We start from the raw sequence: 13675 nt of genomic DNA on the forward strand, positions 1-13675 counted from the left end.
GTTTTGCATCCACGCCGCGACCCGCTCCCGTCGCGCGGTACTACAGATACCGGCCGTTTTCCCGGCGCCACCGCCATCCGTCGATGCTGAAGCGCCCAGGCCCCGCCGCGGCGAAGGCCAGCAGGCCGCCCGTGATCGCCAGGTTCTTCATGAACTGCGTCTGCTGGGCGGCCATCTGCTCGGGCGGCATGATCCAGTAGCGGTGCGCGATGTACGTGGCCACGACGGTGAAGGCCGCCACCAGGAGGGCGGCAAGCCACGTCCAGGCGCCGAGGATGATGGCGAGCCCGCCGAAGAACTCGACGAAGGCCCCGAGCGGCGCGGTGACCGATGCAACCGGCACTCCCATGGATTCCATCCGCGCGGTGAACGCCGAAAGCTCCATCACCTTCCCGAACCCGCTGTGGAGGAAGATCACGCCGATCGCGACCCGGCCGATGAGCAACAGCCCGTCCTGCCAACCGGCAGTCAACCTGTCTCCTGAAATTTCCACTTCCGCCCTGGGAAGCGGCGCAAAGCCCTCGTCGTATCTCGCCATCTTCGGCTCCAATCCCTGCTGAATGACCCCGGATCAAGAAGTTTCTCACTCAAACAGAGTGAAGCCATCGCCGTCAACAGACCGGTCGGTGCAATCCTTTGCGGAAGATCGGGTTCAATGGCGGGACAGGCCGCGGGATTCGGCCGGCGCCCGCACCGGTTCCGCCGCCTCTTCCGGGAAGCGGTCGCGGGTCCGGTTGCACAGGGCCACCAGCGACAGCATCACCGGCACCTCCACCAGCACGCCGACCACGGTCGCCAAGGCGGCGCCGCTGTCCAGCCCGAACAGGCTGATCGCGACCGCGACCGCCAGCTCAAAGAAGTTGGACGTGCCGATCAGCGCCGCCGGGGCGGCGATCGCGAACGGTATCCGCCAGGCCCAGGCCCAGGCGTATCCGATCGCGAAGATGGCATAGCTCTGGACCACCAGCGGCACCGCGATCAGCAGGATCACGAACGGCTGCTCGACGATGGTCCTGCCCTGGAAGCCGAACAGCAGCACGATGGTCGCCAGCAGGCCGACGATCGTGTAGGGCTTCAGCCGGCCGGTGAAGCGGGCCACGGCCTCGGGGTCCTCCGCGGCATGCAGGGCGCGGCGGGTCGCATAGCCGGCCGCCAGCGGGATGACCACGTACAGCACAACCGACAGGATCAGGGTCTGCCAGGGCACGATGACGTCGGTCACGCCCAGCAGCAGCGCCACGATCGGCGCGAAGGCGATGACCATGATGATGTCGTTCAGCGAGACCTGGACCAGCGTGTAGGTCGCATCGCCGCGGGTAAGCTGGCTCCACACGAAGACCATCGCGGTGCAGGGCGCCGCCCCCAGCAGGATCATGCCGGCGATATATTCCTTGGCGTCCTGCGGATCGACCAGATCACGGAACAGCAGCTCGAAGAACAGGATGCCGAGCCCCGCCATGGTGAAGGGCTTGATCAGCCAGTTGACCACCACGGTGATCACCAGCCCCTTGGGCCGCTCGCCGATGCGGCGCAGGGACGAGAAGTCCACGGCCACCATCATGGGATAGATCATCACCCAGATCAGCACCGCGACGACGAGGTTGACCGAGGCGAACTCCAGCCCCGCCAGGAAGCCGAACAGGCCGGGCAGCAGCAGCCCCAGGGCGATGCCGGCGCCGATGCACAGGGCGACCCAGACGCTGAGATAACGTTCGAAAGCTCCGAGTGAGGCGCCGGCGGACCGCCGGGCCGTGATGTCGCATTGAGCGGACATGATGTTCAAGACTCTCCTTCAATCGCCGTCGGGTACGGCGCCTGCCGGACGGGCGGCATGGGTCGCGTCCACATGGGCGCCGGTCGGCAGCAGCAGCACGAGCGCCGCCGATGCCGCGACCAGTCCCGCGGCGGTCAGCAGGCAGCCTGCCAGGCCGAACCACTGATAGGTCAGGCCCGACAGCAGGCTCCCCATCAGACGCCCGCCGGCATTGGCCATGTAATAGAAACCGACGTTCAACGCGACCTTATCGGCATCGGTGAACGCCAGGATGAGGTAGGAGTGCAGCGAGGAATTCACCGCGAAGGCGACGCCGAACAGGCCCAGGCCGACCATGACCGCCAGGGCCGGGTCCGCCCCGGCCTGGAGCGCCCCGACGAGCGCCAGCGGGATCACCGCCAGCACCACCGCCCACAGGCGGGCGGCCCGCACCTCGGACGAGGTGCCGTCGGTGGAGCGCCGGACGATAGCCGGCGCCGCCGCCTGCACGAAGCCGTAGCCGATCACCCAGGCCGCCAGGAAGCCGCCCACCTGGGCGAAGGTCCAGTCGAGCTGGGCATAGAGGAAGATCGGCACGCCGACGACGAACCAGACGTCGCGCGCCCCGAACAGGAAGAACCGCGCCGCCGAGAGGATGTTGATCTCCGGCGACTTGGCGAACAAGCTGCGGAACCCGGCCTTCGCCTTGGATTTCCCGAAATCCCCCCTCAACAGCACCATCGCCGCGACCAGCACGAGGGCGAGCGCCGCGGCCATAAGCCAAAGCCCCTGGACGAAACCGATCGTGGACAGGAGCAGGCCGCCCAGGAAGAACCCCACGCCCTTCAGAGCGTTCTTGGAGCCGGTCAGCAGCGCCACCCAGCGGAACAGCGTGCCCTCGGCACCGGCGGGCACCACCAGCTTGATGGCACTCTTGGAACTCATCTTGGTGAGGTCCTTGGCGATGCCGGCCAGACCCTGCGCCGCCACCACGTAAGCGACGGACAGGGCGAACTGCCACTCCGGATCCAGCAGGGACAGCATGACCAGTGCCGCCACCTGGAGTCCCAGCCCGGCATAGAGCGTGATCCGCAGCCCCAGCCGCGACCCGATCCAGCCGCCGATCAGGTTGGTGACGATCCCGAAGAACTCGTACAGGACGAACAGGAACGCCAGCTGGAACGGCGTGAAGCCCAGGGTGTGGAAATGCAGCAGGACCAGCATGCGCAGGGCGCCGTCGGTCAGGGTGAAGCCCCAGTATGCCGCGGTGACGATGGCGTAGTCGCGCAGGGTTCCGCCCATGTCCGCCCGCCTAACCCTGCTGCAGGTGGCGGGCCACCTTGGCCGCCAGCTCGGCGAGACGGTGGGCATAGCCCATCTCGTTGTCGTACCAGGCGAAGATCTTCACGGCGGTGCCGTCGACCACCAGGGTGGACGGGCCGTCGATGATCGACGACCGGGTGTCGCCGCAGAAATCGATCGACACCAGCGGCCGGGACTCGAAGCCGAGGATGCCCTTCAGCGGGCCGTCTGCCGCCTCCTTCAGGAAGGCGTTGACCTCCTCCGCCGTGGTCGGCCGGGCCACCTCGAACACGCAGTCGGTCAACGAGCCGGTCAGCAGGGGTACGCGCACGGCCAGCCCGTTCAGCTTGCCCTGGAGCTCGGGATATATCAGCCCGATCGCCGTGGCCGAGCCGGTGGAGGTGGGGATCAGCGACATCAGCGCCGAGCGGGCGCGCCGCAGGTCCTTGTGCGGCGCGTCAACGACGACCTGGGTGTTGGTCGCGTCGTGGATCGTGGTGATGACGCCGTGGCGGATGCCGAGCTTTTCCTGGATCACCTTGACGACCGGTGCCAGGCAATTGGTCGTGCAGGACGCGGCGGTAACCACATGATGCGCGTCCGGATCGTACAGATGGTCGTTGACGCCCATGACGACGTTCAGCGCGCCGGGAGTCTTGACGGGGGCCGCCACGACCACCTTGCGGGCACCCCGGTCCAGGTGCGGGGTCACTGTCCCGGTCGTAACGAACTTGCCCGAGCATTCCAGCACCAGATCGACGCCCAGGTCGGCCCAGGGGATGCCGCCGGGCTCGCCGTGGTCGGTGAAGCCGATGCGCCGGTCGCCGATGCGGATCCCGCCGTCCTCGGCGGCGACCGGCACGGGCCAGCGGCCCTGGACGCTGTCGAACTCCAGCAGGTGGGCGGCCGTTTCCGGGCCGCCCTTCACCTCGTTGACATGGACGATGTCGAGCAGGCCGCGGTCTACGGCGGCCCGGCAGGCAAGCCGCCCGATGCGGCCGAAGCCGTTGATGCCGACACGGATGGTCATGCTACACCTTTCCGGCCCGCCCCCGGGGACGGGCCGTCCTGAAACGAAACAGTATCTTGATTGAAGCTCTAGGCGCGGAGTTGCCCGGCGATCACCCGGCCGCCGCGACCTCTTCCTCGGACAGCTTGATCTTGCCGATCTCGGCGAGGCGGTTGCGCAGGCTGAGCTTGTCCAGCGCCTCCAGCCGGAGACTCGTGAAGATCTTGATCCGGCATTCGAGCTCCAGATAGGAGCGCTTGAAGACCTTCTGGACCCGTTCGTCGGACCCGACGAAAGCGACGGGATCCTCGACGCCCCAGTGGGCGCTCATGGGCTGTCCGGGCCACACGGGGCAGGGTTCGCTGGCGGCGCTGTCGCAGACGGTGAAGACGAAGTCCAGCTCGGGCGCGCCGGGTGCGGCGAACTCGTCCCAGCTCTTCGACCTGAGATGATCGGTCTTGTAGTTCAGGCGCTTCAGAAGCTCGATCGCCTTCGGATGCACGCTGCCGCGCGGCTGGCTGCCGGCGCTGTAGGCATTGAACCTGCCCTGCCCCCAGCGGGTCATGGCGCATTCCGCCATGATGCTGCGCGCCGAGTTGCCGGTGCACAGGAACAGGACGTTGTAGGGTCTCTCCAGGCTTGGACGTTCTGACATCGGAGCACTCCATGCTGCGGATTCGGCTAGGCTCGGGCGCGCCCCGCGCCGGTCTGGAGGACAGGCGGCCGCGGCGAGCGCCTGCAGCGACGGGCTGCAGACTTCGGGATTTCCCTGGCAGCAGTCCTCGGTCAGGAAGACCAGAAGGTCCCGCATGCCATCGTAATTCGCGTTGTAGATGATCGACCGGCCGACCCGGCTGGCGGTCACGAGGCCGGCGTTGGCCATCAGCGCCAGATGGCTCGACAGCGTGTTGGGCGGCACACCGAGCGTGCGCGCGATTTCCCCGGCCGGCATGCCCTCCCCGCCCGCCCTGATGAGCAGGCGGAAGACATCCAGGCGGGTCTCCTGCGCGAGGGCGGACAGGGTGACTATGGCGTGTTTCGTATCCATGATTCGAGAATTATCGAAATATAGGCTGGAGCGCAAGCGGGAAATCGCCGCGCGGTCGGCGGCTCCCTGCCGAACGCGAACATGAACTTGCAAAGTTCGCACGCGAAGGCACGATGTGGCACGGTGGCGACGCCGCTGTTCCGGCACACGCGGGTGCGGATCAGGATTACGGGGGGAATGATGGCGAAGACCACGATCACGGCCGTGAAGGCCCGGCAGATCCTCGATTCCCGGGGGCGGCCGACCGTCGAGGCCGACGTGATGCTCGAAGGCGGGGCGGTGGGCCGCGCGTCGGTGCCGTCCGGCGCCTCGACCAGCCGGACCGAGGCGCACGAGCTGCGCGACGGGGACGCCGCATCCTATTTCGGGCGCGGCGTATCGAAAGCCGTGGCGAACGTCGCGGAGGAGATCGCCCCGCTCCTGCGGGGCCGGGATGCCGACGACCAGACGGGAATCGACGGGGCCATGCAGGCGCTGGACGGAACGGCCCGCCTGGAGCGTCTCGGTGCGAACGCGGTCCTGGCGGTCTCGCTCGCCACCTGCCGGGCCGCGGCTGAAGCCGCCCGGGAACCCCTCTATCGCCGGCTCGGCGCCCTGGCGGGGGCCGGCGATCCGGTGCTGCCGCTGCCGATGGTGAACATCCTGAGCGGCGGGCTCCATGCGGGCCGCGGCATGGACGTGCAGGACTTCCTGGCCGTCCCCTTGACCGCGACCGACTATTCCTCGGCGCTCCACGACATCGTCCGGGTGCGTGCCGCCGCCGAGGAAGTCGTGGACCGCTATGGCGCCCCCGTGCTCCTCGCCGACGAGGGGGGGCTGAGCCCGGGATGCCCCTCCGCCGAGATCGCGCTTAAATTGATGGTGGAGGCGATCGAGCGCGCGGGCCTGACGCCCGGCCATGACATCGGGATCGCCATCGACGTGGCGGCGACGTCGCTTCTCGGGGCCGACGGTTCCTACGCCTTCTCCCGCGAAGGGCGCTCCCTGGACAGCGCCGGCATGATCGACACGATAGCGGGATGGATCGGGCGATTCCCGATCGTGTCGGTGGAGGACGGCCTGCACGACGAGGACTGGGACCATTGGCCGGAACTGACCCGCCGGCTGTCCAGCATCCAGGTGGTCGGGGACGATCTGTTCAGCACCAACCCGGAGCGCATCCGGCGCGGCATGGCCGCCGGTGCCGCCAACAGCGTGCTGATCAAGCTCAACCAGAACGGAACCCTGACCGGCACCCTGGAGGCGATCGCGACCGCGCGGGCCGGCGGCTATTCGACCGTGGTCTCCGCCCGGTCGGGGGAGACGGGCGACAGCTTCATGTCGGACCTGGCCGTGGGTGCGGTCGGCGGACAGATCAAGATCGGCTCGGTCCGCAACACCGAGCGGCTGGAGAAATACAACCAGCTCCTGCGGATCGCCGAGGACCCGGCCGTGGGCTATGCCGGTGCGCGCTTCCTGGCCGGACAGAGGGGACCATGACGGCCCCGGAAGCCGGCCTTCCCGACGACATGCGCCGGTTCCTCGCCGACCTGGGCATCCAGGGGCGGGACCTCCGCGCCCATCCGCTGACGGGCGGCGTGTCCTCCGACATCTGGTTCGTCGAGGCGGACGGGCGCGCCCTCTGCATCAAGCGGGCGCTTCCGACGCTTCGGGTGGCGGCCCACTGGACCGCCCCCATCGAGCGCAACGGCTACGAATACGCCTGGTTCGAGAGGGTGCGGGAGATAGCGCCGGCGGCGGTGCCGCCGCTGATCGGACGGCACGCCGACGGCAACATGTTCGCCATGGCGTTCCTCCCGGCGGATCGTTATCCCCTGTGGAAGGCCCTGCTGCTCCGGGGGAAGGTCGATGCCGACTTTGCGGCGGCGGTCGGCGGGATCCTGGGCGCGATCCATGCCGGAACGGCCGGAGACGACCGCACCGCCGCGGCCTTCGCGACCGACGCTTCGTTCCACGCGCTCCGCCTGGAACCCTATCTGCTGGCGACCGCCCGCCGTCACCCGGACCTTGCCGGCCGGCTGGAAGCGATCGCCGCGACGACCGGAACCACCAGGCTGGCGCTGGTCCACGGGGACGTCAGTCCCAAGAACATCCTGGCCGGTCCCGAAGGCCCCGTGTTCCTCGACGCGGAATGCGCCTGGTACGGCGACCCGGCGTTCGACCTGGCCTTCTGCCTGAACCATCTGCTCCTGAAATGCCTTCCCGTCCGCGACTGCACCGGCCCGCTGATGGACGCATTCGACCGGATGATTGGCGCCTACCTGCCCCATGTGACCTGGGAGGACGCCGGGGGTTTCGAGAGCCGGTGCGCGGCCCTGCTCCCTGCCCTCATGTTTGCCCGCGTCGACGGCAAATCCCCCGTCGAGTACGTGACCGGGGAGACGGACAGGGAGATCGTCCGGAGCGTTGCGCGCAGTCTCCTGGCCGGGCCTCCGGACCGGCTCTCCACCGTCAGGCAACGCTGGCTCGATGGCCTGCGGCGATGAGGCAAGGGACATCATGAGCCAGAACCCGCTGGTCCGGCCGGTCACGCGCCGATGGCTGCTTCTCGCAGGCGCCGCCGCCGGCGCGGCCTTGGCTTTCCCCCCGATCCTGCGCCCCGCGGCGGCCTTTGGGGCAACCCACACCCTGAGTCCCGGTCCCGCCAGGATCCGGATGGTCGGCGACGCCCACCCCGAGACGACCGTATGGGCCTATGACGGGCAGGTGCCCGGCCCCCAGATCCGCGTCCGCCAGGGCGACCGCCTTCGTATCGAAGTGACCAACCGGCTGGCGGAGGAGACGACCGTCCACTGGCACGGGCTCCGCGTCCCCAACGCCATGGATGGGGTGCCGCACCTGACGCAGCGCCCGATCGGTCCCTTCGAGACCTTCACCTACGAGTTCGATGCCGTGGATGCCGGGACCTTCTGGTACCACCCGCACCAGCGGAGCCATGAACAGGTCGGCCGCGGCCTTCACGGCGCGCTCATCGTCGAGGAGCGCGAACCGGTCCCGGTCAACCGCGATCTCTGCTGGGTGCTGGGCGACTGGCGGCTGAGGGGAGACGCTTCGATCAGCAATGACTTCGGCGCCATGATGGACATGAGCCATGGCGGCCGGGTCGGGAACACCGTCACGGTCAACGGCCGCGTGCTCGACGAGGTGCCGGTGCGGGCTGGCGAACGGGTCCGGCTGCGTCTGGTCAATGCAGCCAACGCCCGGATCTTCGGGCTGCGCTTCCAGGGGCACCGGCCGGTGGTGATCGCCATCGACGGCCATCCGGTCGAACCGCACGAACCGGAGGACGGCCGCATCCTCCTGGCACCCGCGATGCGCATGGATCTCGTCCTCGACATGGCCGGCGCTCCCGGGGAGCGGGCCGCCGTCATCGACGACTTCCATCCCCGCCTCGCCTATCGGCTGCTGGACCTCGGCTACGGGCCGGACCGTCTGCGCGACCGGCCGCCGGAAACGCCGATCCGCTTGCCGGCGAACCCGGTGGCGGAGCCGGACCTCTCCGCCGCGGTCCGCCACCAGGTGACGCTGGGCGGCGGCATGATGGGAAGCATGGCCGGCGCCCTGGTGGACGGGCGGATGACGGACATGCGGACCCTGCTGCGCCAGGGCATGGCCTGGGCGATCAACGGGGTTGCCGCCGGCGGCGCCGACCGGCACGGCGGCGAAGCTTCCGGACATGTCATGGACCCCATTTTCACGATCCAGCGCGGCCGAACCTGCGTGATCGCCATGGCCAACGACACGGCGTGGCACCATCCGATGCACCTGCACGGCCACACCTTCCGGGTGCTGTCGCGGAACGGCAGGCCGACCCGCTTCAAGGAATGGCAGGACACCGTCCTGCTGGCCCCGCGCGAACGCGTGGAGATCGCCTTCGTCGCCGACAATCCGGGCGACTGGATGTTCCACTGCCATATCCTCGAACATCAGGCCGCGGGGATGATGAGCACTATCCGCGTCGCCTGAACCGGCACCTGCCTTCGGAGGAAAACCGCCATGCCTGTCCCGACCGTCCTGGGCCGGAAGACGGCGCTGGTCGCCGCGCTGGTGCTCCTCGCTGGCGGCTTGGCCGCCTGGATGCTCTCCCAAGGAGGCGCCCGGATCGATCCGGGCGACGCCGCCCAGGTAGCCCTCGGCAAGACCGTCTACGCGGCGAACTGCGCATCCTGCCACGGCGCCGCTCTGGAGGGTCAGCCGGACTGGCGGGAGCGGAAGCCCGACGGCAGGCTGCCCGCCCCGCCCCACGACGTCTCCGGCCATACCTGGCACCATCCCGCCGAAACGCTTTTCGGCATCGTCAAGGACGGCATGGCCGCGTACGCCCCTCCCGGCTACGAGAGCGACATGCCCGCGTTCGGCGGCACGCTGTCCGACGAGGAGATCCGGGCGGTGCTGGCCTTCATCGCGAGCCGCTGGCCGGAAAACGTCCGGACCCGCTGGATGGCCGCCGGCGTCAGCTGAGGGCCGGCGTCACCCGCCCCGTGACCTGGCCGAAGCCCACGCGGTAGCCGTCTCCCTGGCACCAGCCGGTGATGGTCACCTCGTCCCCGTCCTCCAGGAACGTGCGCTCGCCGCCTCCCGCCAAAACGAGCGGGTTCCGGCCGTTCCAGGTGAGTTCCAGCAGGCTGCCGAGGCTGTCCGGCTCCGGGCCGCTGATCGTGCCGGAGCCCATCAGGTCGCCCACGCGGGTGTTGCACCCCGATACCGTGTGATGGGCGAGTTGCTGCGCCATGCTCCAGTACAGGTGACTGAAGTTCGTCCGGCAGACCGTGGTGGGGTCGGCACGTCCGTCCGGCCGCAACGCCACCTCCAGGTGGAGGTCGATCGACGCCTTCCCGATCTGGCGGAGATAGGGCAGCGGCTCCGGGTCCTGGGGCGGGCCGGCCACCCGGAACGGCTCCAGGGCGTCCAGCGTCACCACCCAGGGCGAGATCGAGGTCGCGAAGCTCTTGGCGTTGAACGGCCCGAGCGGCACGTATTCCCACTGCTGGATGTCGCGGGCGCTCCAGTCGTTCATCAGCACCATGCCGAAGATATGCCTCTCCGCCTCGCCCACGGGGATCGGCTCGCCCAGGTCGTTGCCCTGGCCGACGATGAAGGCGGTCTCCAGTTCGAAGTCGAGCTTGCGGCTCGGCCCGAAGCCGGGCCTCTCGTCGGCCGGCGCCTTGGTCTGGCCGTTGGGACGGCGCACCGGCGTGCCGCTGACCACCACCGAGCTGACCCGGCCGTTGTACCCGACCGGCAGGTGCAGCCAGTTGGGCAGCAGCGCATTCTTCGGGTCCCGAAACATCGACCCGACATTGGTGGCGTGTTCCTTCGACGAATAGAAATCCGTGTAATCGCCGACTTCGACCGGCAGGTGGAGGCGCGCACCGGCCATCGGCACCAGGGCGCGGGCGCGCAATGCCGGATCGTCCCGCAGGGTCGGGATGTCAAGGCGCAGCAACTCGCCGACCCGTGCCCGCACCCGGCGCCAGGCATCATGCCCCAGCGCGATGAAAGGGTTCAGGCTCGGCCGGGCGAACACCCCGACGGCGCCGGAGCCAGCTTGCAGCAAGCCGGCCTCCTCCAGCAGCGCCAGGTCGAGGATCCGGTCGCCGATCGCGACGCCGACCCGGGGCGCCGGGACGGCGTCGGTCGAGAACACCCCGAAGGGCAGGTTCTGGATCGGAAAATGGCTGCCCGGCGCCACCGTCACGAAGGACTTGAGGAAGGGATCGTTGGGATGCATGCGGTTTCCTCCTCAGCGGCGCCCGGGATCGAAATGCTTGCGCAGCCGCGTTCCATAGGTGCCGTAGTCCTGCTGGAGTTGCTCCAGCCCGGCGGCGTAGGCCGTCACCCGCTGCGGGAAGCGCGTCTCGAACATGAAGGCCAGGGTGCCTTCCAGCTTGTGCGGCTTGAGCTCGGCGTTGCTCGCCTTCTCGAAGGCGTCCCTGTCGGGGCCGTGCGGCAGCATCATGTTGTGCAGCGAGAAGCCGCCCGGCACGAAGCCGCCCCCGGTCTTCGCGTCATAGACGCCATGGATCAGCCCCATGAACTCGCTCATGACGTTCATGTGGTACCAGGGCGGCCGGAAGGTGTTCTCGGCCACCATCCAGCGCTCGGGAAAGATGACGAAGTCGATGTTCGCGGTGCCCGGCGTTTCCGAGGGCGATGTCAGCACGGTGAAGATCGAGGGGTCGGCGTGGTCGAACAGGACGGGGCCGACCGGCGAGTAGCGCCGCAGGTCGTATTTGAAGGGCGCATAATTTCCGTGCCACGCGACCACGTCGAGCGGCGAGTGGGCGATCTCCGTCACCCACAGCGAACCGCCCCATTTCACGGTCAGCGTCGACGGCGCGTCGCGGTCCTCATAGGCGGCGACGGGGGTGAGGAAGTCCCTCGGGTTGGCGAGGCAATTGGCGCCGATCGGGCCGCGCTCCGGCAGCGTCAGGCCGCCGCCATAGTTCTCGCACAGATAGCCGCGGGCCGGGCCATCCCGCAGTTCGGCCTTGAACTTCACGCCGCGCGGGATCACCGCGATCTCGCCGGGCTCGATGTCGATGGTGCCGAACTCGGTGCGCAGCCGCAACCCTCCCTGCTGGGGCACGAACAGCATCTCGCCGTCGGCATTGTAGAAATACTCGTCCTTCATCGAACGGGTGGCGAGATAGACGTGGGCCGCCATGCCGGTCTGGCTGCCGGCGTCGCCCGCGGTGGTGATGGTCCGTACGCCCTCCACGAGGCAGAGCGGCTCCGAGGGGATCGGCACCGGGTCCCAGCGCATCGGTGCCGGCGGGATCTCGACCTCGACGCAGGGCGCCGTCCGCCACAGCCCGGCGTCAGCCCTGGCGAACCGGCCCCAGTTGGCGACGGTCGGCCGGATGCGGTACAGCCAGGAGCGCTCGTTGGACGCCCGCGGCGCCGTGAAGGGCGAGCCGCTGAGCTGCTCCGCGTAGAGGCCGTAGGCGCACCGCTGCGGCGAGTTGCGGCCGACCGGCAGGGCGCCGGGCAGCGCTTCGGATTCGAAACCGTTGCCGAAGCCGGATTGGTAGGCCAGTTCGGTTGCCATGGGTGTTCCTCCGATCATCTTGTTCTTCGCGAGGTCCGGGTTCGCGGTCGCCCTTCCGGAACTTGGACCATCGAGGATACCGGATACCGAACGGGTCCGTCCGCAGCGATCATCGGTGGCACTCTCCCTGGTCGGCGGCCTGCGGGCGCCCATGTCATTGCCATGGACGCGCCACGCTTATCCCCTCCCGCCGCGACCGTCTACTATGACGGCGCCTGCCCGATCTGCTCCCGGGAGATCGCCTTCTATCGCCGGCGCGACGCGGCAGGGCGCGTCCGCTGGCATGATCTGCGCCGGGAGCCGGTCGACCCGGCCCGGGACGGGATCTCCCAGGAGGCGGCTCTCGCCCGTTTCCATCTCCGCCGCGCGGACGGCACGCTGGTTTCGGGCGCCGCGGCTTTCACCGCCCTCTGGTCCTTGATTCCCGGCTTCCGGGTTCTGGGATCCCTGGCGCGCCTGCCCGGCATGACCTGGGCGCTGGAACGAGGCTACCAACTCTTCCTGCGACTGCGCCCGCTGCCGTCATCCACGGGCGCCTGCCCGGAAGATCGCTGCGGCACATGAGTTTCCCCGGACCCGGAAGCTTCGCCTGGGCTGCGGCGGCCATCCTGATTGCCGCCCTGGTCGGACTCGGCCTGTGGCTGTGGACACCCGACAAATCCAGGGAAGAGCTGGAATCCCGGTATCTCGACGCACCGACGGACATGGTGGACGTAGCGGGACTGCGCCTGCATGTGCGCGACACCGGCCCGCGGCAGGCCCCGGCGGTGATCCTGATCCACGGCTTCGGGTCGAGCCTGCACACCTGGGAGGCATGGGCCGGCGGCTTGTCCACCGATTACCGGGTTGTCCGCTTCGACCTCCCCGGTTCCGGCCTGTCGGAGCCGGACCCGACGGGAGACTACACGGTCGGACGCAGCGTGGAGATCCTGCAGGCCCTGATGGACGGGATGGGGATCGACCGGGCGAGCCTGGTCGGCAATTCCATGGGCGGACGGGTCGCCTGGAACTTCGCCGCCCGGAACCCCGGCCGGGTCGAGAAGCTCGTGCTGATCTCTCCCGACGGTTTCGCCAGCCCCGGTGAGGAATATGGGCGCCGGACGGAAGTGCCCCTCCCCATGAAGCTGATGCGCTACACCCTGCCCCGGGTGTTCCTGAGGATGAACCTGGCGCCGGCCTACGGCGATCCGGCGCGGATGACGGATGCCTATCTCGACCGCTATCACGACCTGATCCGGGCTCCCGGCGTCCGGGACGCGCTGATCGCCCGGATGGAGCAGGCGGTCCGCGAGGACCCCGTGCCCCTGCTGCGGCGCATAGAGGCTCCGACCCTGCTGCTGTGGGGCGAGAAGGACGCCCTCATTCCGGTCGCCAACGCCGAGGATTATCTACGGGCCCTGCCCCACGGCACGCTGGTGCGCCTGCCCGGCATCGGCCATGTCCCCCAGGAGGAAGCCCCCGCCGCCACCCTGGAGCCGGTCAAGGCCTTCCTGGCGCGGTGAGCGGCCGGCG

Annotated in this window: 13 protein-coding genes; 6 read left to right on the forward strand and 7 right to left on the reverse strand. The window is 68.9% G+C overall.

Annotated features, from left to right (window positions below):
• Nucleotides 1-40: 40 nt before the first annotated feature.
• The 5 genes from JL100_RS18470 to JL100_RS37015 all read right to left on the reverse strand — a co-directional run bounded on the left by JL100_RS18470 (nt 41) and on the right by JL100_RS37015 (nt 5112).
• Entirely contained in the window at nt 41-550 is a 510-nt protein-coding gene (locus tag JL100_RS18470; protein ID WP_228420778.1) for a DoxX family protein, read from the reverse strand.
• A gap of 102 nt (nt 551-652) precedes the next feature.
• Entirely contained in the window at nt 653-1774 is a 1122-nt protein-coding gene (gene arsB / locus JL100_RS18475) for an ACR3 family arsenite efflux transporter (RefSeq protein WP_202679013.1), read from the reverse strand.
• An 18-nt stretch (nt 1775-1792) separates the two neighbouring features.
• Nucleotides 1793-3055: an organoarsenical effux MFS transporter ArsJ gene (gene arsJ / locus JL100_RS18480; RefSeq protein ID WP_202679015.1), complete on the reverse strand. Its 1263-nt coding sequence runs from the start codon at nt 3053-3055 to the stop codon at nt 1793-1795.
• A gap of 10 nt (nt 3056-3065) precedes the next feature.
• Nucleotides 3066-4085 (reverse strand): ArsJ-associated glyceraldehyde-3-phosphate dehydrogenase, encoded by a 1020-nt coding sequence (locus JL100_RS18485; RefSeq protein WP_202679017.1) that lies wholly within the window; start codon nt 4083-4085, stop codon nt 3066-3068.
• 91 nt (nt 4086-4176) lie between these two features.
• Nucleotides 4177-5112 (reverse strand): metalloregulator ArsR/SmtB family transcription factor, encoded by a 936-nt coding sequence (locus JL100_RS37015; RefSeq protein WP_202679029.1) that lies wholly within the window; start codon nt 5110-5112, stop codon nt 4177-4179.
• 180 nt (nt 5113-5292) lie between these two features.
• Between JL100_RS37015 and eno the strand changes: the two genes are divergently transcribed.
• The 4 genes from eno to JL100_RS18510 are packed head-to-tail and all read left to right on the forward strand — an operon-like array spanning nt 5293 to nt 9573.
• On the forward strand, nt 5293-6591 hold the full coding sequence (gene eno / locus JL100_RS18495) for a phosphopyruvate hydratase (RefSeq protein WP_202679374.1): 1299 nt from the start codon (nt 5293-5295) through the stop codon (nt 6589-6591).
• Nucleotides 6588-7598: a phosphotransferase family protein gene (locus JL100_RS18500; RefSeq protein WP_202679031.1), complete on the forward strand. Its 1011-nt coding sequence runs from the start codon at nt 6588-6590 to the stop codon at nt 7596-7598. The genes eno and JL100_RS18500 overlap by 4 nt, the downstream gene beginning before the upstream one ends.
• A gap of 13 nt (nt 7599-7611) precedes the next feature.
• Entirely contained in the window at nt 7612-9078 is a 1467-nt protein-coding gene (locus JL100_RS18505; RefSeq protein ID WP_202679032.1) for a multicopper oxidase family protein, read from the forward strand.
• Nucleotides 9079-9108: 30 nt separating this feature from the next.
• On the forward strand, nt 9109-9573 hold the full coding sequence (locus JL100_RS18510) for a c-type cytochrome (protein ID WP_202679033.1): 465 nt from the start codon (nt 9109-9111) through the stop codon (nt 9571-9573).
• On the opposite strand, the gene fahA is transcribed toward JL100_RS18510, so the two are convergent.
• Nucleotides 9566-10843: a fumarylacetoacetase gene (gene fahA / locus JL100_RS18515; RefSeq protein ID WP_202679035.1), complete on the reverse strand. Its 1278-nt coding sequence runs from the start codon at nt 10841-10843 to the stop codon at nt 9566-9568. The two genes, JL100_RS18510 and fahA, sit on opposite strands and share 8 nt — an antisense overlap.
• Nucleotides 10844-10855: 12 nt before the next feature.
• A complete protein-coding gene (hmgA, locus tag JL100_RS18520; protein WP_228420779.1) occupies nt 10856-12163 on the reverse strand; it encodes a homogentisate 1,2-dioxygenase in 1308 nt (435 codons plus the stop codon).
• 162 nt (nt 12164-12325) lie between these two features.
• Here hmgA and JL100_RS18525 point away from each other — a divergent pair, with 162 nt between their 5' ends.
• Nucleotides 12326-12727, forward strand: coding sequence for a thiol-disulfide oxidoreductase DCC family protein (locus JL100_RS18525; protein ID WP_202679038.1), 402 nt, complete (start codon nt 12326-12328; stop codon nt 12725-12727).
• Nucleotides 12724-13665, forward strand: coding sequence for an alpha/beta fold hydrolase (locus tag JL100_RS18530; protein ID WP_202679046.1), 942 nt, complete (start codon nt 12724-12726; stop codon nt 13663-13665). The genes JL100_RS18525 and JL100_RS18530 overlap by 4 nt, the downstream gene beginning before the upstream one ends.
• Nucleotides 13666-13675 lie beyond the last annotated feature (10 nt).

The sequence above is a fragment of the Skermanella mucosa genome (assembly GCF_016765655.2).
GTDB classification, from domain to species: Bacteria; Pseudomonadota; Alphaproteobacteria; order Azospirillales; family Azospirillaceae; genus Skermanella; species Skermanella mucosa.

Coding starts and splice junctions, on each gene's coding strand:
- fahA (WP_202679035.1), bottom strand. CDS start 10,843: ATGCATCCCAACGATCCCTTCCTCAAGTCCTTCGTGACGGTGGCGCCG.
- JL100_RS18530 (WP_202679046.1), top strand. CDS start 12,724: ATGAGTTTCCCCGGACCCGGAAGCTTCGCCTGGGCTGCGGCGGCCATC.
- JL100_RS18510 (WP_202679033.1), top strand. CDS start 9,109: ATGCCTGTCCCGACCGTCCTGGGCCGGAAGACGGCGCTGGTCGCCGCG.
- JL100_RS18500 (WP_202679031.1), top strand. CDS start 6,588: ATGACGGCCCCGGAAGCCGGCCTTCCCGACGACATGCGCCGGTTCCTC.
- hmgA (WP_228420779.1), bottom strand. CDS start 12,163: ATGGCAACCGAACTGGCCTACCAATCCGGCTTCGGCAACGGTTTCGAA.
- eno (WP_202679374.1), top strand. CDS start 5,293: ATGGCGAAGACCACGATCACGGCCGTGAAGGCCCGGCAGATCCTCGAT.
- JL100_RS18485 (WP_202679017.1), bottom strand. CDS start 4,085: ATGACCATCCGTGTCGGCATCAACGGCTTCGGCCGCATCGGGCGGCTT.
- JL100_RS37015 (WP_202679029.1), bottom strand. CDS start 5,112: ATGGATACGAAACACGCCATAGTCACCCTGTCCGCCCTCGCGCAGGAG.
- JL100_RS18505 (WP_202679032.1), top strand. CDS start 7,612: ATGAGCCAGAACCCGCTGGTCCGGCCGGTCACGCGCCGATGGCTGCTT.
- arsB (WP_202679013.1), bottom strand. CDS start 1,774: ATGTCCGCTCAATGCGACATCACGGCCCGGCGGTCCGCCGGCGCCTCA.
- JL100_RS18525 (WP_202679038.1), top strand. CDS start 12,326: ATGGACGCGCCACGCTTATCCCCTCCCGCCGCGACCGTCTACTATGAC.
- arsJ (WP_202679015.1), bottom strand. CDS start 3,055: ATGGGCGGAACCCTGCGCGACTACGCCATCGTCACCGCGGCATACTGG.